The following is a 22,996-nucleotide window of genomic DNA, read 5'->3' on the forward strand; positions in this document are numbered from 1 at the left end:
CCTTAGAGTACTTCTGGTGCCAGAGAGATAATTTTCATGAACTTTTCAGTACGAAGTTCACGAGTTACCGGCCCAAAGATACGCGTGCCGATAGGCTGCTCGCTGTTATTGTTTAAAATAACGCATGCATTACCATCGAAGCGAATGACAGAACCGTCAGGGCGACGAACACCCTTCCTGGTGCGCACCACTACCGCTTTCAGCACATCACCTTTCTTGACCTTACCACGTGGAATTGCTTCTTTGATGGTGATCTTGATGATGTCGCCTACGCCTGCGTAGCGACGGTGCGAGCCACCCAGAACCTTGATACACATTACGCGACGTGCACCGGAGTTGTCGGCGACGGTCAGCATAGTCTGTTCTTGGATCATTTTAGTGCTCCGCTAATGTCAACTACTACCTGAGACCCTAAAATCAGAGTCGTCGAAAAGCCCCATATCGAGGGCGCGGCATTATAACACCGGTTCTACAATATGGGTAGAAAAAATACACGGCTCATTACTGAGCCGTGTATTCGTATTGAGAGGCCTAACTGTATTACAGAACGGCTTTCTCTACAACGCGAACCAGCGTCCAGGACTTAGTCTTGGACAGCGGACGGCATTCGCGGATTTCAACCACGTCACCGATACCGCATTCGTTGTTCTCGTCATGTACGTGCAGTTTGGTCGTACGCTTGATGAATTTACCGTAGATCGGGTGTTTCACAATGCGTTCGATAGCAACAACAATGGATTTCTCCATTTTGTCGCTAACAACACGACCTTGCAGAGTACGGATTTTATCGGTCATTACGCACCCGCCTTCTGAGTCAGTAAAGTCTTAACGCGTGCAACATCACGACGCACTTGCTTCAGCAGGTGAGTCTGTTGCAGCTGGCCACTTGCAGCCTGCATGCGGAGGTTAAACTGCTCACGCAGCAGGTTCAGCAGCTCAGCGTTCAGCTCTTCAACGCTTTTTTCACGCAGCTCATTTGCTTTCATTACATCACCGTCTTAGTTACAAAGGTGGTTTTAATCGGCAGTTTCGCTGCTGCCAGGCCGAATGCTTCACGGGCTAGCTCTTCCGGTACGCCGTCCATTTCATACAGGACTTTACCCGGCTGAATCAAGGCAACCCAATACTCCACGTTACCTTTACCTTTACCCATACGAACTTCCAGCGGCTTCTCGGTAATTGGTTTGTCCGGGAATACACGGATCCAGATTTTACCTTGACGCTTAACTGCACGGGTCATTGCACGACGTGCTGCTTCGATCTGACGTGCAGTCAGACGACCACGGCCAACAGCTTTCAGACCGAAAGTGCCGAAGCTAACATCCGTACCCTGCGCCAGACCACGGTTGCGGCCTTTGTGCACTTTACGGAATTTTGTACGCTTTGGTTGTAACATCAGCGACGCTCCTTATTTACGGCCTTTACGCTGCTGCTTTTTAGGTTGCGCAGCCGGTTTTTCCGGTTGTTCAACAGCAGCCATACCACCCAGGATCTCACCTTTGAAGATCCATACCTTAACGCCGATTACACCGTAAGTGGTGTGCGCTTCAGAGGTGTTGTAGTCGATGTCAGCACGCAGAGTGTGCAACGGTACGCGACCTTCGCGGTACCATTCGGTACGTGCGATTTCCGCGCCGCCGAGACGGCCGCTAACTTCAACTTTGATACCTTTAGCGCCCAGACGCATTGCGTTCTGTACAGCACGCTTCATAGCACGACGGAACATAACACGACGTTCCAGCTGTGAAGTGATGCTGTCAGCAACCAATTTAGCGTCCAGTTCAGGCTTACGAACTTCAGCGATATTGATCTGTGCAGGAACGCCAGCGATATCCGCTACGACCTTGCGCAGTTTTTCTACGTCTTCGCCTTTCTTACCGATAACGATACCCGGGCGAGCGGTGTGAATAGTCACACGAATGCTCTTAGCCGGACGCTCGATAACGATACGAGATACAGACGCTTTAGCCAGTTCCTTAGTCAGGTACTGACGTACTTTAAAATCGCTGTCCAGGTTGTCAGCGAATTCTTTGGTGTTCGCAAACCAGGTTGAATTCCATGGTTTTACAATACCCAGGCGAATACCATTAGGATGTACTTTCTGACCCATTGCTAGTCTCCAGAGTCTCAGCGATCGGACACAACCACAGTAATGTGGCTGGTGCGCTTCAGGATGCGATCTGCACGACCTTTCGCACGCGGCATAATGCGCTTCATGCTTGGGCCTTCGTCTACGAAGATTTTCGCAACTTTCAGATCGTCAATGTCAGCGCCATCGTTGTGTTCAGCGTTAGCAATGGCAGATTCCAGTACTTTCTTGACCAATACCGCAGCTTTCTTGTTGGTATAGGTCAGGATGTCCAGGGCCTGCGACACTTTCTTACCGCGAATCAGGTCAGCAACAAGGCGAACCTTCTGAGCAGAAGAACGAGCATGGCGATGTTGAGCTAAAGTTTCCATCTCTTCCTCCTACCTTATTTCTTCTTCGCTTTTTTATCAGCAGCGTGGCCGCGATAAGTACGAGTCGGTGCGAATTCACCCAGTTTATGACCGACCATTTCGTCGGAAACAAAGACTGGAACGTGCTGACGACCATTATGGACAGCGATGGTCAAACCGATCATGTTAGGAAAGATCGTTGAACGACGGGACCAAGTGCGCAGGGGCTTCTTGTCTCCGCTTTCCACCGCTTTCTCTACCTTCTTCAGCAAGTGCAGGTCAATAAAAGGACCTTTCTTGAGAGAACGTGGCATGGCTTATCCTCTAAAATTATTTGCTACGGCGACGTACGATAAATTTATCAGTACGCTTGTTGCTGCGGGTCTTCTTACCTTTGGTCTGAACGCCCCATGGAGTTACAGGGTGCTTACCAAAGTTACGACCTTCACCACCACCATGTGGGTGGTCGACTGGGTTCATCGCAGTACCGCGAACGGTAGGACGAACACCACGCCAGCGTGCAGCACCTGCTTTACCCAGAACGCGCAGCATATGCTCAGCATTGCCAACTTCGCCCAGAGTTGCACGGCAGTCTGCTTCTACTTTACGCATTTCACCAGAACGCAGACGCAGGGTGACATAAGCACCATCACGAGCAACGATCTGAACGTAAGTACCAGCGGAACGTGCCAGCTGACCGCCTTTACCTGGTTTCATTTCTACGTTATGAACGGTAGAACCAACCGGGATATTGCGCATCGGCAGGGTGTTACCTGCTTTGATTGCAGCATCAACGCCAGACTGAATCTGGTCGCCAGCTTTCAGGCCTTTAGGGGCCAGGATGTAACGGCGTTCGCCATCTTTGTACAGAACCAGCGCGATGTTCGCGGAACGGTTCGGATCGTACTCAAGACGCTCAACAATTGCCGGGATACCGTCTTTGTTGCGTTTGAAGTCAACAATACGATAAGCCTGCTTGTGACCACCACCGATGTGACGAGTGGTGATACGGCCATTGTTGTTACGACCACCGGATTTGCTGTTTTTTTCAACCAGCGGAGCAAAAGGTTTGCCCTTGTGCAGCTCTGGGTTGACCACTTTAACGACGTGGCGACGACCCGGAGATGTCGGTTTACATTTAACAACTGCCATTGTATTACTCCTCCGACTTACTCAGCGCCGCCGACGAAGTCCAGATTCTGGCCTTCCTTCAGGGTGACGTAAGCTTTTTTCCAGTCGCTACGACGACCGATACGCTGTCCGTGACGTTTAACTTTCCCTTTAACGACCAGGGTGTTAACGACTTCGACTTCGACTTCAAACAGTTTCTGCACAGCAGCTTTGATTTCTGCTTTGGTCGCGTCTTTAGCAACTTTGAGAACGATGGTATTTGTTTTTTCCATCGCAGCAGACGCTTTTTCAGAAACGTGCGGTGCACGAAGCACCTTCAGCAGACGTTCTTCACGAATCATGCCAGCATCTCCTCAACTTGCTTAACAGCATCAGCAGTCATTACGACTTTGTCGAAGGCGATCAGGCTAACCGGGTCGATACCAGTTGCATCGCGTACGTCAACCTTGTGCAGGTTGCGCGCAGCCAGGAACAGGTTTTCGTCCAGCTCACCGGTGATGATCAGCACATCTTCCAGAGCCATGTCTTTCAGTTTCTGTGCCAGCAGCTTAGTTTTAGGCGCTTCTACAGAGAACGTCTCGACAACGATCAGACGATCCTGACGTACCAGTTCGGACAGAATGCTTTTCAGCGCGCCGCGGTACATCTTTTTGTTTACTTTTTGACTGTGGTCCTGCGGGCGAGCAGCGAAGGTCACGCCACCGGAACGCCAGATCGGGCTCTTGATAGAACCTGAACGCGCACGGCCGGTACCTTTCTGGCGCCACGGCTTTTTGCCGGAACCAGTTACTTCAGCACGAGTCTTCTGAGCACGAGTACCCTGACGAGCACCAGCTGCATAAGCAACTACAACCTGGTGAACCAGCGCTTCGTTGAAATCACGACCGAAGGTAGTTTCGGAAACAGTCAGCGCGCTCTGCGCGTCTTTCAATACTAATTCCATTGCTATCCCCTTACGCCTTCACAGCTGGTTTAACGATCAGGTCGCTACCGGTTGCACCGGGAACAGCACCTTTAACCAGCAGCAGGTTGCGCTCAGCGTCAACACGTACTACGTCCAGGCTCTGAACAGTTACACGTTCGTTACCCAGCTGACCTGCCATTTTCTTGCCTTTGAACACTTTGCCCGGAGTCTGGTTCTGACCGATAGAACCCGGAACGCGGTGAGACAAGGAGTTACCGTGGGTAGCGTCCTGGGTACGGAAGTTCCAGCGCTTAACGGTACCAGCAAAACCTTTACCTTTAGAGGTACCGGTTACGTCAACTTTTTTAACTTCAGCAAACAGCTCAACGCTAATGTCCTGACCTACGGTGAACTCTTCGCCTTCAGCAAGACGGAATTCCCACAGACCACGGCCAGCTTCAACGCCAGCTTTAGCGAAGTGACCAGCCTCCGGCTTGGTTACACGGTTAGCTTTTTTAGCACCGGTAGTAACCTGAACAGCACGGTAGCCATCGTTAGCCAGGTCTTTAACCTGAGTAACGCGGTTTGCTTCAACTTCGATTACGGTTACTGGGATAGAAACGCCATCTTCAGTGAAGATGCGGGTCATACCCACTTTTTTACCGACTAAACCAATCATTGTTTCAACCTCTCAATCGCTCGATGACCTGATTAACCCAGGCTGATCTGCACGTCTACACCGGCAGCCAGATCCAGACGCATCAGAGCATCAACGGTTTTCTCAGTTGGCTCAACGATGTCAACCAGACGCTTATGAGTACGAATTTCGTACTGATCACGCGCATCTTTGTTAACGTGCGGAGAGATCAGAACGGTAAAACGCTCTTTGCGGGTCGGCAGCGGGATCGGACCACGGACTTGCGCACCAGTGCGCTTAGCAGTCTCGACGATTTCCGCGGTTGATTGATCGATAAGACGATGATCAAACGCTTTCAGGCGGATACGGATTCTTTGGTTCTGCATGAGACCAGAGCTCCAATTATTTTATAAACGAAAATGATTACTACTCAAACCCATTACGATTGATGGGAGAGTGTAACCGTTCTTACGTAGCCCCCCAATTGGGAGCATTGTTGAGTAACGAAAAACAGGGTTACTCAGGTTCAGATTGAACCAGCTGTCAATTACGACAAGCCCGCGCATTATACGTAAATCTGACCACAACGCAAGTGCAGTTTATAAAACAGACTCTCGTGGTGGGTTTTGCGTAGCCGCTCGACATCGGATTGCAAAGCGTGTCGAGCTAACGTGATTCGCTGGAAGGTTTCACGCAAAGACAACTTTTGCTGTTTGCCCTGCAATAACGCCCGGAAGAGGATAGCGCTGCGATACTTTCTGAGGCTTAAACCATGCTAACCGCCCTTCCCTTTCTGATGCTCTATGCAATCTTGACCTGTCTTCTGGTGCGCGAAGATATCCGCTCAGGCCTTTTACCCGACAAATACCTTTGTCCATTACTATGGACAGGCCTTCTTTTCCATCTCACGATCCATCCTGATTTTCTCGCCAGCGCCGTAATGGGTGCGATGGCGGGATACATCGGCTTTGCCTGTATTTATTGGGGTTATCGTATGGTGTTTAAACGAGAAGGGCTAGGATATGGAGATGTGAAGTATCTTGCTGCGTTAGGCGCCTGGCACGGCTGGTGCGTTCTTCCGGCGATGGCCTTGTCTGCTGCAATTCTGGCAATAAGCTTTGTGCTGATTCAGATGGTCATGAAACCGGGACAACAGATACATAAAAACCCACTACCGTTTGGCCCATTTCTGGCGGCAGCAGGTTTAGTGTCGGGTTGGCAGAGCTTACTTAATCTGCCACTTTAATCTGAGATTGCAGGTAGTTTTGCAGACCAATTTTTCCGATGAGGTCCAGCTCAGTTTCCAGCCAGTCGATATGGCCCTCTTCGTCAGCCAGAATGGTGATCATCATGTCACGGCTGACGTAATCATGAACGCTGTCAGCGTAGGCAATGGCTTCACGAAGATCCTTCGCCCCTTCAAGTTCAAGACGGAGATCGGATTGCAGCATTTCTTCGACATCTTCACCAATACCCAGCTTCCCGAGATCCTGCAAATTCGGGATACCTTCGAGAAATAGAATACGCTCGATGTATTTATCGGCATGTTTCATCTCATCGATGGATTCATGGTATTCGACATCATTGAGGCGCGTCAGGCCCCAATTTTTGAACATTCTCGCATGGAGAAAATACTGATTGATTGCGACAAGCTCATTTCCCAATAATTTATTGAGATAACTTATGATTTTAACATCACCTTTCATTATATAGTCCCTCCGCTTCCACTTATTGAAGCGTAGATGGGGCTACAGGGATGTCAAAAAAAAGATAGAGCCTCAGGCGATCTCTTTGTATTCCGGGATCTGCGTCAATTCGTCCTGCATTATCTCGCGCGCCGCGCGAACGCACTTACCGCATTGATTTCCTACTGGAACAAATTTTCGAAGCTGCTGGAAAGACTGAGGGTGAAACTGGCGAACGGCCTGACGTATTTTTTTGTCACTCACACCATTACACAAACAAACGTACATAAAAACTCCCGCTCAATTTATGATCAAAGTGTAAGTGAGAATAATTATGATTACAATAGCACATCCGTTCCTGGACGCGCCGGCAGCTAACAAAAAATGCGAATAATTGTGACGGGCAATGAATTCAGGGCACAAAAAAGAGCGCCGAAGCGCCCTTTTTTTATTCAAAACTAATTAACGAGTAATTAGCCCAGAACTTTAGCTACAACGCCCGCACCAACAGTACGGCCGCCTTCACGGATTGCGAAACGCAGACCGTCATCCATCGCGATTGGGTGGATCAGGGTAACAACCATTTTGATGTTGTCGCCTGGCATTACCATCTCTACGCCTTCTGGCAGTTCGATGGTACCGGTCACGTCAGTTGTACGGAAGTAGAACTGTGGACGGTAGCCTTTGAAGAACGGAGTATGACGGCCGCCTTCATCTTTGGACAGGATGTAAACTTCAGATTCGAATTTGGTGTGCGGCTTGATAGAGCCTGGCTTTGCCAGTACCTGACCACGTTCGATTTCTTCACGTTTGATACCACGCAGCAGAACACCAACGTTCTCACCAGCACGGCCTTCGTCCAGCAGTTTGCGGAACATTTCAACGCCAGTACAGGTAGACTTAGCAGTCTCTTTGATACCAACGATTTCAACTTCTTCGCCAACTTTAACGATACCGCGCTCTACACGACCGGTAACAACAGTACCACGGCCGGAGATGGAGAATACGTCTTCGATAGGCAGCAGGAACGGCTTGTCAATCGCACGCTCTGGTTCTGGGATGTAAGAATCCAGGAAGCCAGCCAGCTCAACGATTTTAGCTTCCCACTCTGCTTCGCCTTCCAGCGCTTTCAGAGCAGAACCACGGATGATTGGAGTATCATCACCTGGGAAGTCGTACTGGGACAGAAGTTCACGAACTTCCATTTCAACCAGTTCCAGCAGCTCTTCGTCATCAACCATGTCGCATTTGTTCAGGAACACGATGATGAAAGGAACGCCAACCTGACGACCCAGCAGGATGTGCTCACGAGTCTGAGGCATAGGGCCGTCAGTCGCAGCAACAACCAGGATTGCGCCATCCATCTGAGCAGCACCGGTGATCATGTTTTTAACATAGTCGGCGTGGCCCGGGCAGTCTACGTGTGCGTAGTGGCGAGTCGGGGTGTCATATTCAACGTGGGAAGTGTTGATGGTGATACCACGAGCTTTTTCTTCTGGTGCGTTATCGATCTGATCGAATGCACGAGCAGAACCACCGTAGGTTTTAGCCAGAACGGTAGTGATTGCAGCAGTCAGGGTAGTTTTACCATGGTCAACGTGGCCGATAGTACCAACGTTGACGTGTGGTTTTGTACGTTCAAATTTTTCTTTAGACACGGCTATATTCCTTACTATAGTGCCCCCTCACCGAGGGGACACGGGATTTTGGTTTTTAAACCTGAGGCTTATTTGCCACGGGCTTCGATTACGGCCTGAGCAACGTTGTTCGGCGCATCATCATACTTCAGGAATTCCATGGAGTAAGATGCACGACCTTTAGTCAGAGAACGCAGCTGAGTTGCGTACCCGAACATTTCTGACAACGGAACTTCAGCATGAATCTGAACGCCAGTAGCGTTAGATTCCTGACCTTTCAGCTGACCACGACGACGGCTAAGGTCACCGATAACGTCACCGGTGTTCTCTTCCGGAGTCTCTACTTCAACCTTCATGATAGGCTCAAGCAGAACTGGTTTCGCTTTCTTAAAGCCATCTTTGAAGGCGATAGAAGCGGCCAGTTTAAACGCCAGTTCAGAGGAGTCAACGTCATGGTAAGAACCGAAGTGCAGACGCACGCCGAGATCTACTACCGGGTAACCTGCCAGAGGGCCAGACTTCAGCTGCTCCTGGATACCTTTATCAACGGCAGGGATGTATTCGCCAGGAATTACACCACCTTTGATGTCGTTGATGAACTCGTAACCTTTCGGATTTGAGCCCGGCTCCAGTGGGTACATGTCGATAACAACATGACCGTACTGACCACGACCACCAGACTGCTTAGCGTGTTTACCTTCAACATCGGTAACTTTCGCACGAATCGCTTCGCGGTAAGCAACCTGAGGTTTACCCACGTTAGCTTCAACGTTGAATTCACGCTTCATACGGTCAACGATGATGTCGAGGTGCAGTTCACCCATACCAGCGATGATAGTCTGGTTAGATTCTTCATCAGTCCATACGCGGAATGATGGGTCTTCTTTAGCCAGACGGCCCAGAGCCAGACCCATTTTTTCCTGGTCAGCTTTGGTTTTTGGTTCAACGGCGATAGAGATTACTGGCTCAGGGAACTCCATACGCTCCAGAATGATCGGGTGATCTGGGTTACACAGAGTGTCACCAGTAGTCACGTCTTTCAGACCGATAGCCGCAGCGATGTCGCCTGCGCGAACTTCTTTGATCTCTTCACGTTTGTTCGCGTGCATCTGTACGATACGACCGAAACGTTCACGTGCAGCTTTCACGGAGTTCAGGATGGTGTCACCGGAGTTAACCACGCCAGAGTACACGCGGAAGAACGTCAGGTTACCCACGAACGGGTCGGTAGCGATTTTGAACGCCAGTGCAGCAAACGGCTCGTCATCACTTGCGTGACGTTCAGCCGGAGTGTCTTTACCGTCGTCCAGGATACCGTTGATCGCAGGAACATCTACTGGAGATGGCAGGTAATCAATTACCGCATCCAGCATTGCCTGAACACCTTTGTTCTTGAACGCAGAACCACAGGTTACCAGGATGATTTCGTTGTTCAGAACGCGCTGACGCAGAGCTTTCTTGATCTCTTCTTCAGTCAGTTCTTCACCACCCAGGTATTTCTCCATCAGCTCTTCTGAAGCTTCAGCAGCGGACTCGATCAGGTTCTGGTGCCATTCGTCGGCCAGGTCCTGCATGTCTGCTGGAATATCTTCATAAACGAAGGTGACGCCTGCATCTTCTTCGTTCCAGTTGATGGCTTTCATTTTCACCAGGTCAACAACACCGGTGAAACCTTCTTCAGCACCAATTGCCAGCTGAAGCGGAACGGGAGTCGCGCCCAGACGGGTTTTGATCTGACCAACAACTTTCAGGAAGTTAGCACCCATACGGTCCATTTTGTTAACGAACGCGATGCGTGGAACTTTGTATTTATTAGCCTGACGCCATACGGTTTCAGACTGTGGCTGAACACCACCAACTGCGCAGTAAACCATTACTGCACCATCAAGAACACGCATGGAACGTTCAACTTCGATAGTGAAGTCAACGTGCCCCGGGGTGTCGATGATGTTTACGCGATGCGGTTCATACTGCTTAGCCATACCTGACCAGAATGCAGTAGTCGCTGCGGAGGTGATGGTAATACCACGCTCCTGCTCCTGTTCCATCCAGTCCATGGTAGCTGCGCCGTCATGAACTTCACCGATTTTATGGTTTACACCGGTGTAGAACAGAATACGTTCGGTAGTAGTGGTTTTACCGGCGTCGATGTGCGCACTGATACCGATGTTACGGTAGCGTGCGATGGGTGTTGTACGAGCCATTTGATTCCTCGTTTGATTCTTTGGCGTTCAGTTAAGTAACCCAGAGCGGGCGGCTTCTCTGAAGCGCCCGCCTGGTGACTATGACTCCGAAGGGATTACCAACGGTAGTGTGCGAACGCCTTGTTGGCTTCTGCCATACGGTGAACGTCTTCACGTTTCTTAACTGCAGTACCTTTGTTGTCTGCAGCATCAGAAAGTTCGTTCGCCAGACGCAGAGCCATGGATTTATCACCGCGTTTACGAGCAGCTTCAACGATCCAACGCATTGCCAGAGCATTACGACGAACCGGACGAACTTCAACTGGAACCTGATAAGTAGAACCACCAACGCGGCGGGACTTAACTTCTACGGTTGGGCGAACGTTGTCGAGAGCGACTTCGAAAGCTTCCAGTTCATTTTTACCAGAACGCTGAGCCAGGGTCTCCAGCGCGCTGTATACGATTGCTTCTGCAGTAGATTTTTTACCATCTACCATCAGGATATTTACAAATTTTGCCAGCAGTTCTGATCCGAACTTAGGATCTGGAAGGATTTTACGCTGACCAATGACGCGACGACGTGGCATGGGAATACTCCGTTGTTAATTCAGGATTGTCCAAAACTCAAAGAGTTTAGTTTGACATTAAGATAAATCAGTTTGGCCTTACTTAACGGAGAACCATTAAGCCTTAGGACGCTTCACGCCATACTTGGAGCGAGCTTGCTTACGGTCTTTAACGCCGGAGCAGTCGAGCGCACCACGAACGGTGTGATAACGAACACCCGGAAGGTCTTTTACACGACCGCCACGGATCAGGATCACGGAGTGTTCCTGCAGGTTGTGACCTTCACCACCGATGTAGGAAGTCACTTCAAAACCGTTGGTCAAACGCACACGGCATACTTTACGCAGTGCGGAGTTTGGTTTCTTAGGAGTGGTAGTATATACACGAGTACATACGCCACGTTTCTGCGGGCAGGCTTCCAGCGCAGGCACGTTGCTTTTTGCAACTTTGCGAGCGCGTGGTTTGCGTACCAGCTGGTTAACTGTTGCCATTAAATAGCTCCTGGTTTTAGCTTTTGCTTCGTAAACACGTAATAAATCGCCTCATACAATATGAGGACGCGAAATTTTAGGGCCACGCCGAAAAGGTGTCAAGAAATATACAGCGATCTCACCTCACCAACTCATTTGAGTTGTGTTTTTTACCGAGAGATTGACGAAATCAGTATAGCTAACCACGTCGATCTTGGCTGAAATTTGAGCAGCAAGGCCGCGTGCATCAATGTCTTCCTTTAGCGCAGAGACAGTAATGGGGGCATTATTGAGCATTTCAACAAAGCGGCTGCCTTCAATTGCGGCCAGCACGCCGTCCTGAATCAGCAGCAGGTCGTCGCCGTCGGCCAGCATTCTCAGCAACCCGTCGATATCGCACTGCCACGGAGAGTGGCTCAAGGTATGGAGCATGACGGCCTCAGAAAGTCAGAACAGTATGATATTGAGAGAGTTGTTCGCGTAACACCTCGGGCGCGACGACGGTCACGTCCAGCACCATGGCGGCGTTTTCATCCAGCCCGCGCTCTTTTAGCGATGCCGCACAGACCCAGAAAGTCTCGATGTCGTACAGGGGCAGAACTTTGAAGGTCGCAATATAGTCCCGCGCCAAAATCTGCTGAGGCTGTTGCCCGGCCAAAAGCTGGAGCACGCCATCACCGATAAAGAAGACACCGATATCTTCCGTCAGTGCCGATGTCGCCAAAAGCGCATCAAGCCCTTCCCTGCCGGCTGCACTGCCGTGCGGGGCAGAAGTAAATACAAAGGCAACGCGGTTCATCAGAATTGTACCATCCGATCGCAGGTCAACGCTGCTTGAGCCAGCGCGCCTAAGCCACTGAGGGAAAAGCCGGGCTGGAGATTCGCCCCGGCAAGGCCAAGACGCTCGGCTTCTGCTTCATCCGTCACACCGCGACGCAACGCCGCCGCGACACAAATGTGCAGCTCGACGCCCTGTAACTCATTAAGTTTCTGCCAGCCACGCACCAGATCAAACTCATCCGACGCAGGCGAGGTCAACTGGTTAGCGTTGTAGACCCCTTCCCGGTAGAAAAAGACACTGCTCAGCTGATGCCCGGCAGCCAACAACGCCTCGGCAAACTGAAAAGCGCTACTGGCCTGCTGAGTACCGTAAGCCGGGCCTGTCACCATGATGGCAAAACGCATTACTTCTCTTGTCCCAGGAAATCACCGCTTTTGAACTGGCGGATGTAAAGATAAACCGTGTGCTTGGAAATGTTCAGGCGATCTGCCACCTGGTTAATCGCATCTTTAATATCGAAAATGCCTTTTTCATAGAGGTTCAGCACGATCTGACGGTTCTTAGCGTTGTTCGATACGTTGCGATCGGCATTGACCTCTTCGATGGTGAACTCCAGCGTCTGGGTGACGAGGTCTTCAACGGAAGACGCAAAGTTCACCGACGAGTTCACTTCCGGCGTTTCAGGCGGAATAAAGGTGCTCATGATTTGAGAGAACGGCACATCAAGGTTCATGTTGATACACAGCAGTCCGATTACGCGGTGCTCGCGGTTACGGATGGCGATCGTTTCTGACTTCATCAGAACGCCGCTTTTGGCACGAGTGAAATAACATTTGGAGACGCTGCTGTCCGCGCCGGTCATGTCGTGCAGCATACGCAGTGCAAGGTCGGTAATTGGCGATCCAATTTTGCGGCCAGTGTGCTCACCATTAGCAATGCGGATGGCGGAACATTTCAGATCTTGCAGGGAGTGCAATACGATTTCGCAGTGGGAGCCAATGAGCATCGCTAACCCGTCCACCACCGCTTCGTAAGATTTGAGAATATCGAAGTCGGTCTGGTCGAAAGGACGTTGATCCAGCAAATCGAGTTCACTGGTTTCGTTGGTTAAAAGCGACCTGGACATGAAAAAAACACTCCTTTTCAGGAGCCTGTCATTAGGTTGTCAGGGCAGGCTCATATTTACACGGACAACTAAATTAATACAGCGTAGGTAACGCTTTCCAGTGTTAATTATATCTGCCCCACAATAAAAAAACCGCCGCCTTAAAGGCGGCGGTTTTCAGCGTTTTACTTCTTCGCTGCGTCTGCAGCTTTATCATCTGCAGCAGCATCTGGTTTGGCATCTGCCTTCGGTGCTGGTTTGATGTCCAGCAGCTCAACATTGAAGACCAGAGTGGAGTTAGCCGGAATACCCGGAACGCCCGTTTTGCCGTAAGCCAGATCCGGTGGGATTACCAGCTGAATTTTGCCGCCTTTCTTGATGTTTTTCAGGCCTTCGGTCCAGCCTGGGATAACACCGTCAAGACGGAAGGAGAGCGGTTCACCACGGGTATAAGAGTTATCGAACTCTTTACCGTCGATCAGGGTACCTTTGTAGTTCACAACTACGGTATCGCTGTCTTTAGGTGCATCGCCAGTACCGGCTTTCTCTACTTTGTACAGCAGACCGGTAGAAGAGGTTTTCACACCCTTCTCTTTAGCAAAAGTATCGCGGTAGGCTTTGCCTTTCGCTTCGTTGTCTTTTGCGTCTTGTTCCATCTTGCCCTGAGCAGCACCTTTCACGCGAGCTTCAAAAGCCTGCAGGGTCTGTTCGATTTCCTGGTCAGACAGTTTGCTCTTGTTTGCAAACGCATCCTGAACCCCGGCGATCAGCTGGTCTTTATCCAGTTTGATGCCCAGTTTCTCTTGCTCTTTGAGAGAGTTTTCCATGTAACGGCCCAGAGATGCGCCCAGCGCATAGGCTGATTTCTGGTCGTCATTTTTGAACGCAGCTTTACTGTCTGCGCTTGCAGCAGGCTTCGCAGCGGTATCAGCAGCGAAAGAGAGCGGCGCATTCAGTGCGACGGCCATCGTGGTCGCCAGCAGCGTTACTTTAAACAGTGATTTCATCCATTTCTCCAGGACCGGGGCCTCTCACCCCAGCGTTAAACGTATATGAGAAGCGTACTATAGAACGTTGAAGAAGAAATCTACAGACAGACTCTCCCTAAACTCGCTTCTTTTCAGACTATTTTTGTTTAAATAAGTTTCTTGCATTAAGGCAGGATGCTTTACAGAGGAGTAAACTCGGGTAAAATTCGCCGCCGCCAACGCCCCTGGCGTGCGAAATCACAGAGAGGTCAATCATGCAAAATACGACATTGGAAGCGCGGCTGGCCGAGCTGGAAAGCCGCCTGGCTTTTCAGGAAGTGACCATCGATGAGCTGAACCAGACGGTGACGGCTCACGAACTGGAAATGGCCAAACTGCGCGATCTTCTGCGCCTGCTTACGGAAAAAGTGAAAGCGACACAGTCGTCACACATCGCCTCACAGGCAGAAGAGACGCCCCCACCTCACTATTGAGGCATAAAAAAAGCGGGAATATTTCCCGCTTTTTTGTGCCTGCGACACTGCTAAATTACCCGGTCATACGCGTTGCAGAAAGGTGACTGGTTAGAACATCCCGAGAGCATAGAACACTCTACAACCGGGACTGGAAAACGCAGTCAACGCCTCTGCGGCTCGAAAGACGCCGGTGATTTAGTGGCAGCCGCAACCGCCGTTACCACCACAACCGCCTTTGCCGTGCTCATGACCGTGGTCATGATCGTGGCCGTGACCACCGCAGCAACCGTCATGGTCGTGATCGTGGTCGTGACCATTTGCACCGTGAACGTGGCCATGAGCCAGCTCTTCAGCAGTCGCTTCACGAATCGCGATAACTTCAACGTTGAATTTCAGGTTCTGGCCAGCCAGCATGTGGTTACCGTCAACCACAACGTGCTCGTCTTCAACTTCTGTGATTTCAACAGGTACTGGACCCTGGTCAGTTTCAGCCAGGAAACGCATGCCAACCTGCAGCTCGTCCACGCCCATGAACACGTCTTTAGGAACGCGCTGAACCAGATTATCGTCGTACTGACCGTAAGCGTCATTCGCGCCTACAGCAACATCAAATTTGTCGCCAACAACATGACCTTCCAGCGCGTTTTCCAGGCCGGAAATCAGGGAACCGTGACCATGCAGGTAGTCCAGCGGCGCACTCACCGGAGACTCATCAACCAACACACCGTCTTCTGTACGTACCTGATAGGCCAGGCTGACCACCAGGTCTTTTGCTACTTTCATGATATCTCCTGAGCGTGGGAAAATTGCTGGCGCAGATTGTAGCGGAAATCTGCACCCGTGTACCCTTTAGCTTAAAAAATCTGAGGGCATATCGCTAGTCTGGATGAAAAATGCCGATCACTTGCTCTTCTTTGCGAACATGCTCGCGAACCTCTTTGTCCGCCTCGCGCATCTGGTGCCCGCACTTAACACACTCAACAATATCGATATTATTCTCGCGCCACATGGCCAGGGTATCTTGCGCCTGGCAGGACGGGCATTTTGCGCCTGCAATAAAACGTTTACGAACTGCCATACTTTTTCCCCTATTCAAATTCATCCCAGCCATCCAACTGACGCCGTTCCTTCTGCATCTCACGCTGGAAGATCTCTTCCAGCTCACGGCGAGCTTCCCGCACGCGGGAGATTTGCGCCGTATCGCTATGGACGGGCATTAACTCGCGCAGCATACGCATATCAAGCCTGCGGAAATGCAGCTGGGCGCGCAGCGCCTGGTGCGGATGCATCCCCAGCGAAACCAGCGTCTTACGGCCTAGCTCAAGGGCGCTGGAAAACGTCTCACGCGAGAAGTTTTTCACCCCCGACTGTAACAGCTCATGGGCTTCCACACGCCCTCTGGCACGCGCCAGAATATGTAGATGCGGGAAATGCTGCTGACACAGCTCCACCAGCTTCATCGTATCTTCCGGTTCATTACAGGTGATGACGATCGACTCTGCGGCCTCGGCACCTGCTGAACGCAGCAGTTCAAGCTGCGTCGCATCGCCGTAATAGACTTTATAACCGTATTTGCGCATCAGATTTACTGCGCTGATATCACGCTCCAGCACCGTAATACGCATCTCATTGGCCATCAGCAAGCGGCCAATGACCTGCCCAAAACGGCCAAACCCCACCACAATTACCTGTGGTTTATCGTCTTCCACCCACGGTGTTTCCGCTTCGTCTTCCGGCGGATTAAAGCGGCGCGACAGGGATTTATCAATCAGCTTCATCAGCAGCGGCGTGGTCATCATCGACAGGGTGACCGTCACCAGCAGCAGCGCCATCTGATCATCCTGAAATAAACGCTGGGACGATGCTGTGGAGAAGAGCACAAATGCGAACTCTCCCCCCTGACTCAGCACGCCCGCGAACTGCATGCGCTCAGAACTTCGGAGTCCGTAAATCCGCGCCAGTGCGTAAAGCACGCCGGTTTTCACCGCCACCAGCACCGCGACGCTGATCACCACCCACAGCAGATGGGTGTAGAGCACGCCAAGGTTGAGCGCCATCCCGACAGAGATAAAGAACAGCCCTAACAGCAGCCCCTTAAAGGGATCGATGGCAATCTCCAGCTCGTGACGATATTCGCTCTCCGCGAGCAGGACACCCGCGATAAACGTCCCCAGCGCCATCGACAGCCCCAGCGCATCCATAAACAGCGCGGAACCCAGCACCAGCAGCAGCGTCGCCGCGGTAAACACTTCCCGCACGCCGGACGCCGCAATAAAGCGAAACACCGGACGCAGCAGGTAACGCCCGCCAATCAGCATGCCCGCAAACGCCAGCACCTTCATGCCAACCTTCATCCAGTCGAAATGATCGTCGCCAGACCCTGCGAGCAGCGGCACCAGCGCTAACGCGGGGATCACCGCTAAATCCTGAAACAGCAAAACGGAAAAACCGAGCTGTCCCGACTCGTTGCGATTCATCCCCTTATCGCGCATCAGCTGCAGCGCCATCGCCGTCGAAGACATCGCCAGACCAATCCCGCCGATCACCGCCGCCTGCCACTTGAACTCGGTCAACATCAGCAATCCAGCGAGGATCACCGCGCTGAATAGCACCTGCGCGGCACCCACGCCAAAAATCGAGCGCCGCAGGTGCCAGAGCTTCGCCGGATTCAGCTCCAGCCCAATGATAAACATCAGGAAGACCACACCCAGCTCGGAGAAGTGGAGGATTTCATCCACGTCGCTAATAAACCCAAGCCCCCACGGGCCAATCGCGATACCTGCCAGCAGATAGCCCAGCACCGCGCCGATACCCAGCCGGGAGGCCAGCGGCACGGCCACAACCGCCGCGAAGAGGAACAACACACCTGCCAGTAACAGATCAGAACCTTCCATCAGCGGCCTCCTGTCAGAATCGGTGAGGCCAGCCAGTCGCCATAGGCTTTGGCATGATTCGCCAGCTCTTTTGAGGGCTGGCGGCGCGCCCAATAGACCACAATCGGGCTCATCCACTGCATACGGCACATGGCCGCCGTCAACTCAAAAGGGCGCAGAATATCGCTCATGGGATAGCGGTTTAGCCCGTCGTGACGGTAGGCGCTCTCGGGTTCACCGGTCGTGATGACACTCCGCCAGTACTTTCCCGCCAGCTGGTTTCCCCCTGGTCCACTGGAAAAGCCGCGGGTCAATACCCGGTCCAGCCACTCTTTCAGCAACGCCGGACAGCTGTAGGTATAAAGCGGATGCTGGAACACAATCACGTCATGCTGACGCAACAGTTCCTGTTCGTGTGGGATATCAATAAAAAAATCAGGATAGTGCGCGTACAGGTCGTGCACCGTCACATTGCTGAGTTGTCGAGCCGGTTTGAGCAAAACCCGGTTAGCGACCGAGTCCTGTGATTCCGGATGGGCATACAGCAGCAGCACTTTTGCTGTCTGGGACATCATTCCCCTCCCGGGTCGTCATCATTGCCATTTTGGGCTAACATGGCACTCCCGCGTCAGGCGCGGTACAACATTTAACTCCATTATAATGACAACTTAACATAGTCGGAACACACGGCGCTCTATGATTGTTTTCTCCTCGTTACAAATTCGTCGCGGCGTACGCGTCCTGCTGGACAACGCTACAGCCACCATTAACCCTGGGCAAAAAGTCGGTCTGGTGGGCAAAAACGGCTGCGGCAAATCCACTCTGCTGTCGCTTCTGAAAAACGAGATGAGCGCCGATGCAGGGAGCTTCACCTATCCGGGAAACTGGCAGTTGGCCTGGGTTAACCAGGAAACCCCTGCCCTGAGCGTTCCGGCGCTCGACTATGTGATTGATGGCGACCGCGAATACCGCAAGCTGGAAGCCGAGCTGAACGCTGCCAACGAGCGCAACGACGGCCACGCCATCGCTACCGTTCACGGCAAGCTCGACGCCATCGACGCCTGGACCATCCGCTCGCGCGCCTCCAGCCTGCTGCACGGTCTGGGCTTCAGCAACGAGCAGTTAGAGCGCCCGGTGAGCGATTTCTCCGGTGGCTGGCGTATGCGCCTGAACCTCGCGCAAGCGCTGGTCTGCCGCTCGGATCTGCTGCTCCTCGATGAACCGACCAACCACCTCGATCTCGACGCGGTGATCTGGCTGGAAAAATGGCTGAAAAGCTATCAGGGCACGCTGATCCTAATCTCCCACGACCGCGACTTCCTCGATCCGGTCGTCGATAAAATCATTCATATCGAACAGGAATCGATGTTCGAATATACGGGCAACTACAGCTCGTTCGAGCGCCAGCGCGCTACGCGCCTGTCACAGCAGCAGGCGATGTACGAAAGCCAGCAGCAGCGCGTTGCCCATCTGCAAAGCTTTGTTGATCGCTTTAAGGCCAAAGCCTCCAAAGCCAAACAGGCCCAGAGCCGCATCAAGATGCTCGAGCGCATGGAGATGATTGCCCCTGCGCACGTGGATAACCCGTTCCACTTTAGCTTCCGCGCCCCGGAAAGCCTGCCTAACCCATTGCTGAAGATGGAGAAGGTCAGCGCCGGCTACGGCGAGCGCATTATTCTCGACTCCATCAAGCTCAACCTGGTGCCCGGTTCGCGCATCGGTCTGCTCGGGCGTAATGGCGCGGGTAAGTCCACACTGATTAAACTGCTGGCGGGCGAACTGAACCCGGTCAGCGGCGATATCGGGCTGGCGAAGGGCATCAAACTGGGCTACTTCGCCCAGCACCAGCTGGAATTTTTACGCGCAGACGAATCGCCGATTCAGCACATGGCGCGTCTGGCACCTCAGGAAATGGAGCAAAAGCTGCGCGATTACCTCGGCGGTTTCGGCTTCCAGGGCGATAAAGTCAGCGAGAACACCGAGCGCTTCTCCGGCGGGGAAAAAGCCCGTCTGGTGCTGGCGCTGATCGTCTGGCAGCGTCCGAACCTGCTGCTGCTCGATGAACCGACTAACCACCTGGATCTCGATATGCGTCAAGCGTTGACCGAAGCGCTGATCGAATTCGAAGGCGCCCTTGTCGTGGTTTCGCACGACAGGCACCTGATCCGCTCCACCACCGATGACCTCTATCTGGTGCACGATGGCAAAGTCGAACCGTTCGACGGCGATCTGGAAGATTATCAGCAGTGGCTAACGGACGTGCAGAAGCAGGAAAACCAGCCTGCCGATGACGCGAAAGATAACGCCAACAGCGCTCAGGCGCGTAAAGACCAGAAACGTCGCGAGGCAGAACTGCGCACGCAAACCCAGCCGTTGCGTAAAGAGATCGCGCGTCTGGAAAAAGAGATGGAAAAACTGCACGCGCAGCTGGCCACGGTGGAAGAGAAGCTCGGCGACAGCGGCCTGTACGATCAGGCGCGCAAAGCCGAGCTGACCGAGTGCCTGCAGGTACAGGCCAAAACCAAATCTGGCCTGGAAGAGTGCGAAATGGCGTGGCTCGACGCGCAGGAACAGCTGGAAGAGATGCTGCAAACCGATTAAGGGATCAGGAAGGTTATGACTATCGACATCACGAGCGACATCACATTTCGCAAACTGAGTATTTTCATGACCTTCATGGAAAAGGGCAATATCGCCCGCACCGCCGAGGCTCTGGGCCTGAGCGGTGTCAGCGTGCACCGCGCCTTGCATACCCTTGAAGAGAACGTTCGCTGTCCGCTGTTCACCCACAAAGGACGCAATCTGATTGCGTTGCCTTCCGCCTGGACACTGCTGGAGTATTGCCAGGAGGTGATGCAGGTAATGGAGCGCGGGCTGGAAGAGTCACGCAAAATCGCCGGGATAGGACAGGGGCGCCTGCGCGTCGGCACGCTCTACTCCCTGACGATGGAAACCGTCCCACGGCTGATTATGGGGATGAAACTGCGCCGTCCGGACCTGGAGATGGACCTGACGATGGGCTCTAACGACACCCTGCTCCATCTGCTCGATGAAGGCGCGCTGGACGCAATCCTGATCTCCATCTCCGAAAGCGATATCGACCGAAATACCCTCGAAGTGCTGCCCCTGTTCCACGACGACATTTTCCTCGCCGCGCCCGCGTCGGCCAAACTGAACAGTAACGGCCTGGCCGATCTGCGCGATTACAAAGACCAGAAGTTCGTCTCGCTCGCGGAAGGGTTTGCCACCTACGCCGGTTTTCAGGACGCGTTCCAGATCGCCGGTTTTGAGCCGGAAATCGTCACCCGTGTGAATGATATCTTCTCGATGTTAAGTCTGGTGCAGGCGGGTGTGGGCTTTACGCTGATGCCCGGCAGGATGAAAAAGGTCTACGAGAACTCCGTGCAGTTGCTGAAGCTGGCGCAGCCGTACCAGATGCAACAGCTGATCGCGATTGTCTTTGCCCGCAACCGCGAGCAGGATCCGAGCCTGCGGGCACTGGCTGCAGAGGGGCGAATGTACGCCCGCAGTTTGCAGGACGGTAGCTGATGCTTTACCGGATGTAACTCCGCGTTCCCGACCCAGGTTTTTGCAGGAACAAAAAGCCCGGTGCCAACAGGCAAAAACTACCCGCGAAGACGTTTTGCCAGATGCACCGCCACATCCACACCGCTACGCTCGAGCGAAACCGCTTCGCCTTCCCACGCCGCCTGTCGCGTCAGGCACGTCAGCACACCGCCGGGAGGCATCTCTATCGCCAGTCGCGCCTCACGCTCGTTGGCGGAAATCACCGCCTCCTGCCAGCGCACCGTACGCGCCATGTTCATGGCTAAATCGTCGGCAATTTTCTCCGGCGCCCATAATACGCGTCCGGTACTGCCACTGAGCCAGGCACATCGCGGGCGAGAAAGGGTCACATGGCTGAACGCCTCCGCCAGTTTCTGCGCTGGTGCCGCCAGCAGTTCACAATGCGAAGGCACACTCACCGCCAGCCGATGAGCTTTATTCGCGCCCTTCTCCAGCGCGCGTTTTGCCACTTCGGCCATTCCCTCATCGGTGCCGGCAATCACAATCTGCGTTTCGGCGTTGAGGTTAGCGATGTACGTGCCGGTGCCCACGAGGAGCGCCTCCACCTGTGGCAGCGTCAGCCCCATGATGGCCGTCAAACCGTAGCCGTGGGGATACGCCTGCTCCATCAAATCACCGCGCAGGGCCACCAGCCGAAGCGCGTCGGTAAACGTCAGTGCACCGGCGATCACGGCAGCAGGATAAGCACCAATCGACAGACCGCTGACAATATCTGGCGTCACGCCACGTCGTTCCAGTTCTCGCGCCCAGGAAACGCCAGCGATCAGAAGGGACAGTTGCACCGCGCGGGTGTGTTTCAGCGCGTCGGGGGAATCCAGCCGATCCGCTTCTTCGCCCAGAACTTCGCGCGCTACCGCTCTCTCTGTACCCGGCAGGTCCTGCAGCATGCCTGCACGCTGCGTCCCCTGTCCCGGGAAGGTAAACAGAATTTTCATGACTCCTCCCTGCCCCACGGGTCGGCCACCAGGCGCGGCCCACGATGCGTTTTTAGCAGCGCTCTCCCCTCGCGCAGCCACTCGTTCAGTGCGAAACCGCCCGCAGAGGTTTCCACCTGCGTATCCACGCGGCACAACGCACTGCCGAGTTGCGCTGTCCAGTGCTGGAACGTTTCCTGAGGCAGCGGCACGGGCGCCCGGATCAGCAGATCCAGATCGCTCTCGGCATGGATCACCGGAACGCCGGTTGCCAGCGCATAGCCGGTACTGCCGGTTATCCCCCACGTCCAGGGCCACGCCTGCTGCGCAACCTGAAACGCCACCTGCACGGGCGGCTGGGTGATAAACGGCGAGCGCAGCAAATCGGTCGCGACGCTTAAATCTTCCGGAGATACCACGCGGGTGACGCGCTCGGGGTTAACCCAACCGGCGGCGCGTTGTTCGCGCTTCAAACCGCGCACGCCGACGGGGATCCGTCCGGTACCATCAACATCACGCCGCACCACCACAGGCAGACCGGTATGCCACACGCCATCCACCCAGGATTCGGTGATACCTTCCAGCGCGTCGCGCGCGTTAAGCCAGATAAGATCGTGCGGGCGTAATGTTGTGATCAT

33 protein-coding genes are annotated in these 22,996 nt (G+C 53.1%); 4 read left to right on the top strand and 29 right to left on the bottom strand.

Annotated elements, in window-relative coordinates:
- Window positions 1-2: 2 nt before the first annotated feature.
- From rplN to rpsJ, 12 genes are all read right to left on the bottom strand, one after another.
- Window positions 3-374: a 50S ribosomal protein L14 gene (rplN, locus tag OVA10_RS01070; RefSeq protein WP_015960712.1), complete on the bottom strand. Its 372-nt coding sequence runs from the start codon at window positions 372-374 to the stop codon at window positions 3-5.
- Between the two features lie 166 nt (window positions 375-540).
- Window positions 541-795 carry a 30S ribosomal protein S17 gene (rpsQ, locus tag OVA10_RS01075; RefSeq protein WP_006817275.1) on the bottom strand — a complete coding sequence of 85 codons (255 nt, stop codon included), beginning with the start codon at window positions 793-795 and terminating at the stop codon, window positions 541-543.
- Complete coding sequence (rpmC, locus tag OVA10_RS01080; protein WP_032614707.1) at window positions 795-986, bottom strand: 50S ribosomal protein L29; 192 nt, start codon at window positions 984-986, stop codon at window positions 795-797. The genes rpsQ and rpmC overlap by 1 nt, the downstream gene beginning before the upstream one ends.
- Entirely contained in the window at window positions 986-1,396 is a 411-nt protein-coding gene (rplP, locus tag OVA10_RS01085) for a 50S ribosomal protein L16 (protein ID WP_002919759.1), read from the bottom strand. Before rplP ends, rpmC begins: the two co-directional genes overlap by 1 nt.
- A gap of 12 nt (window positions 1,397-1,408) precedes the next feature.
- Window positions 1,409-2,110 (bottom strand): 30S ribosomal protein S3, encoded by a 702-nt coding sequence (gene rpsC / locus OVA10_RS01090; protein WP_000529945.1) that lies wholly within the window; start codon window positions 2,108-2,110, stop codon window positions 1,409-1,411.
- 17 nt (window positions 2,111-2,127) lie between these two features.
- Window positions 2,128-2,460, bottom strand: coding sequence for a 50S ribosomal protein L22 (gene rplV / locus OVA10_RS01095; protein WP_002919773.1), 333 nt, complete (start codon window positions 2,458-2,460; stop codon window positions 2,128-2,130).
- Window positions 2,461-2,474: 14 nt separating this feature from the next.
- Complete coding sequence (gene rpsS, locus OVA10_RS01100; protein ID WP_001138115.1) at window positions 2,475-2,753, bottom strand: 30S ribosomal protein S19; 279 nt, start codon at window positions 2,751-2,753, stop codon at window positions 2,475-2,477.
- 16 nt (window positions 2,754-2,769) lie between these two features.
- Window positions 2,770-3,591, bottom strand: a complete 822-nt coding sequence (gene rplB, locus OVA10_RS01105) for a 50S ribosomal protein L2 (protein ID WP_042312092.1) — start codon at window positions 3,589-3,591, stop codon at window positions 2,770-2,772.
- Window positions 3,592-3,608: 17 nt separating this feature from the next.
- Window positions 3,609-3,911, bottom strand: coding sequence for a 50S ribosomal protein L23 (gene rplW / locus OVA10_RS01110; RefSeq protein WP_004868363.1), 303 nt, complete (start codon window positions 3,909-3,911; stop codon window positions 3,609-3,611).
- Complete coding sequence (gene rplD / locus OVA10_RS01115) at window positions 3,908-4,513, bottom strand: 50S ribosomal protein L4 (RefSeq protein ID WP_015960716.1); 606 nt, start codon at window positions 4,511-4,513, stop codon at window positions 3,908-3,910. Before rplD ends, rplW begins: the two co-directional genes overlap by 4 nt.
- A 10-nt stretch (window positions 4,514-4,523) precedes the next feature.
- Window positions 4,524-5,153 carry a 50S ribosomal protein L3 gene (rplC, locus tag OVA10_RS01120; protein ID WP_016538466.1) on the bottom strand — a complete coding sequence of 210 codons (630 nt, stop codon included), beginning with the start codon at window positions 5,151-5,153 and terminating at the stop codon, window positions 4,524-4,526.
- A gap of 32 nt (window positions 5,154-5,185) precedes the next feature.
- Window positions 5,186-5,497: a 30S ribosomal protein S10 gene (gene rpsJ / locus OVA10_RS01125; protein ID WP_001181005.1), complete on the bottom strand. Its 312-nt coding sequence runs from the start codon at window positions 5,495-5,497 to the stop codon at window positions 5,186-5,188.
- A gap of 386 nt (window positions 5,498-5,883) precedes the next feature.
- Here rpsJ and OVA10_RS01130 point away from each other — a divergent pair, with 386 nt between their 5' ends.
- Window positions 5,884-6,357 carry a prepilin peptidase gene (locus OVA10_RS01130; protein WP_268194959.1) on the top strand — a complete coding sequence of 158 codons (474 nt, stop codon included), beginning with the start codon at window positions 5,884-5,886 and terminating at the stop codon, window positions 6,355-6,357.
- Here OVA10_RS01130 and bfr read toward each other — a convergent pair.
- The 11 genes from bfr to fkpA all read right to left on the bottom strand — a co-directional run bounded on the left by bfr (window position 6,341) and on the right by fkpA (window position 14,546).
- A complete protein-coding gene (gene bfr / locus OVA10_RS01135; RefSeq protein WP_095283671.1) occupies window positions 6,341-6,817 on the bottom strand; it encodes a bacterioferritin in 477 nt (158 codons plus the stop codon). The two genes, OVA10_RS01130 and bfr, sit on opposite strands and share 17 nt — an antisense overlap.
- A 72-nt stretch (window positions 6,818-6,889) precedes the next feature.
- A complete protein-coding gene (gene bfd / locus OVA10_RS01140) occupies window positions 6,890-7,084 on the bottom strand; it encodes a bacterioferritin-associated ferredoxin (protein WP_015960719.1) in 195 nt (64 codons plus the stop codon).
- A gap of 185 nt (window positions 7,085-7,269) precedes the next feature.
- A complete protein-coding gene (gene tuf / locus OVA10_RS01145) occupies window positions 7,270-8,454 on the bottom strand; it encodes an elongation factor Tu (protein ID WP_100778647.1) in 1,185 nt (394 codons plus the stop codon).
- A 68-nt stretch (window positions 8,455-8,522) separates the two neighbouring features.
- Window positions 8,523-10,637 (bottom strand): elongation factor G, encoded by a 2,115-nt coding sequence (gene fusA / locus OVA10_RS01150; RefSeq protein WP_100778646.1) that lies wholly within the window; start codon window positions 10,635-10,637, stop codon window positions 8,523-8,525.
- A 95-nt stretch (window positions 10,638-10,732) separates the two neighbouring features.
- Entirely contained in the window at window positions 10,733-11,203 is a 471-nt protein-coding gene (gene rpsG, locus OVA10_RS01155) for a 30S ribosomal protein S7 (protein WP_004106370.1), read from the bottom strand.
- A 96-nt stretch (window positions 11,204-11,299) separates the two neighbouring features.
- On the bottom strand, window positions 11,300-11,674 hold the full coding sequence (rpsL, locus tag OVA10_RS01160) for a 30S ribosomal protein S12 (protein ID WP_000246815.1): 375 nt from the start codon (window positions 11,672-11,674) through the stop codon (window positions 11,300-11,302).
- 123 nt (window positions 11,675-11,797) lie between these two features.
- Entirely contained in the window at window positions 11,798-12,085 is a 288-nt protein-coding gene (gene tusB, locus OVA10_RS01165) for a sulfurtransferase complex subunit TusB (RefSeq protein WP_100778645.1), read from the bottom strand.
- Window positions 12,086-12,092: 7 nt separating this feature from the next.
- Window positions 12,093-12,452: a sulfurtransferase complex subunit TusC gene (gene tusC, locus OVA10_RS01170; protein WP_268194966.1), complete on the bottom strand. Its 360-nt coding sequence runs from the start codon at window positions 12,450-12,452 to the stop codon at window positions 12,093-12,095.
- Window positions 12,452-12,838, bottom strand: a complete 387-nt coding sequence (gene tusD, locus OVA10_RS01175) for a sulfurtransferase complex subunit TusD (RefSeq protein WP_181826942.1) — start codon at window positions 12,836-12,838, stop codon at window positions 12,452-12,454. The genes tusC and tusD overlap by 1 nt, the downstream gene beginning before the upstream one ends.
- Window positions 12,838-13,560, bottom strand: a complete 723-nt coding sequence (locus OVA10_RS01180; protein WP_100778642.1) for a helix-turn-helix transcriptional regulator — start codon at window positions 13,558-13,560, stop codon at window positions 12,838-12,840. Before OVA10_RS01180 ends, tusD begins: the two co-directional genes overlap by 1 nt.
- A gap of 164 nt (window positions 13,561-13,724) precedes the next feature.
- On the bottom strand, window positions 13,725-14,546 hold the full coding sequence (gene fkpA, locus OVA10_RS01185; protein ID WP_095283677.1) for an FKBP-type peptidyl-prolyl cis-trans isomerase: 822 nt from the start codon (window positions 14,544-14,546) through the stop codon (window positions 13,725-13,727).
- Window positions 14,547-14,782: 236 nt separating this feature from the next.
- Between fkpA and OVA10_RS01190 the strand changes: the two genes are divergently transcribed.
- A complete protein-coding gene (locus tag OVA10_RS01190) occupies window positions 14,783-15,001 on the top strand; it encodes a protein SlyX (RefSeq protein WP_100778641.1) in 219 nt (72 codons plus the stop codon).
- A gap of 177 nt (window positions 15,002-15,178) precedes the next feature.
- Here OVA10_RS01190 and slyD read toward each other — a convergent pair whose 3' ends face one another.
- The 4 genes from slyD to kefG all read right to left on the bottom strand — a co-directional run bounded on the left by slyD (window position 15,179) and on the right by kefG (window position 18,428).
- Window positions 15,179-15,766, bottom strand: a complete 588-nt coding sequence (slyD, locus tag OVA10_RS01195; protein ID WP_095283679.1) for a peptidylprolyl isomerase — start codon at window positions 15,764-15,766, stop codon at window positions 15,179-15,181.
- A gap of 94 nt (window positions 15,767-15,860) precedes the next feature.
- The gene (locus OVA10_RS01200; protein ID WP_100778640.1) at window positions 15,861-16,061 is read right to left on the bottom strand and encodes a YheV family putative zinc ribbon protein; all 201 of its coding nucleotides are present in this window, start codon (window positions 16,059-16,061) and stop codon (window positions 15,861-15,863) included.
- A gap of 10 nt (window positions 16,062-16,071) precedes the next feature.
- Window positions 16,072-17,877 (bottom strand): glutathione-regulated potassium-efflux system protein KefB, encoded by a 1,806-nt coding sequence (gene kefB, locus OVA10_RS01205; protein ID WP_268194969.1) that lies wholly within the window; start codon window positions 17,875-17,877, stop codon window positions 16,072-16,074.
- Window positions 17,877-18,428, bottom strand: a complete 552-nt coding sequence (gene kefG, locus OVA10_RS01210) for a glutathione-regulated potassium-efflux system ancillary protein KefG (protein WP_206732574.1) — start codon at window positions 18,426-18,428, stop codon at window positions 17,877-17,879. Before kefG ends, kefB begins: the two co-directional genes overlap by 1 nt.
- A 124-nt stretch (window positions 18,429-18,552) precedes the next feature.
- On the opposite strand from kefG, the gene OVA10_RS01215 reads away from it, so the two are divergent.
- A complete protein-coding gene (locus OVA10_RS01215; protein WP_100778637.1) occupies window positions 18,553-20,457 on the top strand; it encodes an ABC transporter ATP-binding protein in 1,905 nt (634 codons plus the stop codon).
- 15 nt (window positions 20,458-20,472) lie between these two features.
- Entirely contained in the window at window positions 20,473-21,405 is a 933-nt protein-coding gene (locus OVA10_RS01220; RefSeq protein ID WP_100778636.1) for a LysR family transcriptional regulator, read from the top strand.
- A gap of 77 nt (window positions 21,406-21,482) precedes the next feature.
- Here the strand turns inward: OVA10_RS01220 and mdcH are convergent, their stop codons facing one another.
- Both mdcH and OVA10_RS01230 read right to left on the bottom strand, forming a co-directional pair.
- Complete coding sequence (mdcH, locus tag OVA10_RS01225; RefSeq protein WP_181826944.1) at window positions 21,483-22,379, bottom strand: malonate decarboxylase subunit epsilon; 897 nt, start codon at window positions 22,377-22,379, stop codon at window positions 21,483-21,485.
- Window positions 22,376-22,996: a malonate decarboxylase holo-ACP synthase gene (locus OVA10_RS01230; protein WP_268194972.1), complete on the bottom strand. Its 621-nt coding sequence runs from the start codon at window positions 22,994-22,996 to the stop codon at window positions 22,376-22,378. The genes mdcH and OVA10_RS01230 overlap by 4 nt, the downstream gene beginning before the upstream one ends.

It is taken from the genome of Lelliottia sp. SL45, from assembly GCF_026672535.1.
In the GTDB taxonomy this organism is placed as follows: domain Bacteria; phylum Pseudomonadota; class Gammaproteobacteria; order Enterobacterales; family Enterobacteriaceae; genus Enterobacter; species Enterobacter nimipressuralis.

Excerpts from the sequence above, each read along its gene's own strand:
- fusA (WP_100778646.1), bottom strand. The coding sequence starts at position 10,637 with ATGGCTCGTACAACACCCATCGCACGCTACCGTAACATCGGTATCAGT.
- rplN (WP_015960712.1), bottom strand. The coding sequence starts at position 374 with ATGATCCAAGAACAGACTATGCTGACCGTCGCCGACAACTCCGGTGCA.
- OVA10_RS01180 (WP_100778642.1), bottom strand. The coding sequence starts at position 13,560 with ATGTCCAGGTCGCTTTTAACCAACGAAACCAGTGAACTCGATTTGCTG.
- rpsQ (WP_006817275.1), bottom strand. The coding sequence starts at position 795 with ATGACCGATAAAATCCGTACTCTGCAAGGTCGTGTTGTTAGCGACAAA.
- fkpA (WP_095283677.1), bottom strand. The coding sequence starts at position 14,546 with ATGAAATCACTGTTTAAAGTAACGCTGCTGGCGACCACGATGGCCGTC.
- rplP (WP_002919759.1), bottom strand. The coding sequence starts at position 1,396 with ATGTTACAACCAAAGCGTACAAAATTCCGTAAAGTGCACAAAGGCCGC.
- rpsJ (WP_001181005.1), bottom strand. The coding sequence starts at position 5,497 with ATGCAGAACCAAAGAATCCGTATCCGCCTGAAAGCGTTTGATCATCGT.
- mdcH (WP_181826944.1), bottom strand. The coding sequence starts at position 22,379 with ATGAAAATTCTGTTTACCTTCCCGGGACAGGGGACGCAGCGTGCAGGC.
- OVA10_RS01190 (WP_100778641.1), top strand. The coding sequence starts at position 14,783 with ATGCAAAATACGACATTGGAAGCGCGGCTGGCCGAGCTGGAAAGCCGC.
- rplV (WP_002919773.1), bottom strand. The coding sequence starts at position 2,460 with ATGGAAACTTTAGCTCAACATCGCCATGCTCGTTCTTCTGCTCAGAAG.
- bfd (WP_015960719.1), bottom strand. The coding sequence starts at position 7,084 with ATGTACGTTTGTTTGTGTAATGGTGTGAGTGACAAAAAAATACGTCAG.
- tusD (WP_181826942.1), bottom strand. The coding sequence starts at position 12,838 with ATGCGTTTTGCCATCATGGTGACAGGCCCGGCTTACGGTACTCAGCAG.
- rplB (WP_042312092.1), bottom strand. The coding sequence starts at position 3,591 with ATGGCAGTTGTTAAATGTAAACCGACATCTCCGGGTCGTCGCCACGTC.
- rpsL (WP_000246815.1), bottom strand. The coding sequence starts at position 11,674 with ATGGCAACAGTTAACCAGCTGGTACGCAAACCACGCGCTCGCAAAGTT.
- kefG (WP_206732574.1), bottom strand. The coding sequence starts at position 18,428 with ATGTCCCAGACAGCAAAAGTGCTGCTGCTGTATGCCCATCCGGAATCA.
- rplD (WP_015960716.1), bottom strand. The coding sequence starts at position 4,513 with ATGGAATTAGTATTGAAAGACGCGCAGAGCGCGCTGACTGTTTCCGAA.
- OVA10_RS01130 (WP_268194959.1), top strand. The coding sequence starts at position 5,884 with ATGCTAACCGCCCTTCCCTTTCTGATGCTCTATGCAATCTTGACCTGT.
- OVA10_RS01215 (WP_100778637.1), top strand. The coding sequence starts at position 18,553 with ATGATTGTTTTCTCCTCGTTACAAATTCGTCGCGGCGTACGCGTCCTG.
- rpsC (WP_000529945.1), bottom strand. The coding sequence starts at position 2,110 with ATGGGTCAGAAAGTACATCCTAATGGTATTCGCCTGGGTATTGTAAAA.
- rpmC (WP_032614707.1), bottom strand. The coding sequence starts at position 986 with ATGAAAGCAAATGAGCTGCGTGAAAAAAGCGTTGAAGAGCTGAACGCT.
- rpsS (WP_001138115.1), bottom strand. The coding sequence starts at position 2,753 with ATGCCACGTTCTCTCAAGAAAGGTCCTTTTATTGACCTGCACTTGCTG.
- slyD (WP_095283679.1), bottom strand. The coding sequence starts at position 15,766 with ATGAAAGTAGCAAAAGACCTGGTGGTCAGCCTGGCCTATCAGGTACGT.
- tusC (WP_268194966.1), bottom strand. The coding sequence starts at position 12,452 with ATGAACCGCGTTGCCTTTGTATTTACTTCTGCCCCGCACGGCAGTGCA.
- tusB (WP_100778645.1), bottom strand. The coding sequence starts at position 12,085 with ATGCTCCATACCTTGAGCCACTCTCCGTGGCAGTGCGATATCGACGGG.
- OVA10_RS01220 (WP_100778636.1), top strand. The coding sequence starts at position 20,473 with ATGACTATCGACATCACGAGCGACATCACATTTCGCAAACTGAGTATT.
- OVA10_RS01200 (WP_100778640.1), bottom strand. The coding sequence starts at position 16,061 with ATGGCAGTTCGTAAACGTTTTATTGCAGGCGCAAAATGCCCGTCCTGC.
- OVA10_RS01230 (WP_268194972.1), bottom strand. The coding sequence starts at position 22,996 with ATGATCACAACATTACGCCCGCACGATCTTATCTGGCTTAACGCGCGC.
- rpsG (WP_004106370.1), bottom strand. The coding sequence starts at position 11,203 with ATGCCACGTCGTCGCGTCATTGGTCAGCGTAAAATCCTTCCAGATCCT.
- rplC (WP_016538466.1), bottom strand. The coding sequence starts at position 5,153 with ATGATTGGTTTAGTCGGTAAAAAAGTGGGTATGACCCGCATCTTCACT.
- rplW (WP_004868363.1), bottom strand. The coding sequence starts at position 3,911 with ATGATTCGTGAAGAACGTCTGCTGAAGGTGCTTCGTGCACCGCACGTT.
- kefB (WP_268194969.1), bottom strand. The coding sequence starts at position 17,877 with ATGGAAGGTTCTGATCTGTTACTGGCAGGTGTGTTGTTCCTCTTCGCG.
- bfr (WP_095283671.1), bottom strand. The coding sequence starts at position 6,817 with ATGAAAGGTGATGTTAAAATCATAAGTTATCTCAATAAATTATTGGGA.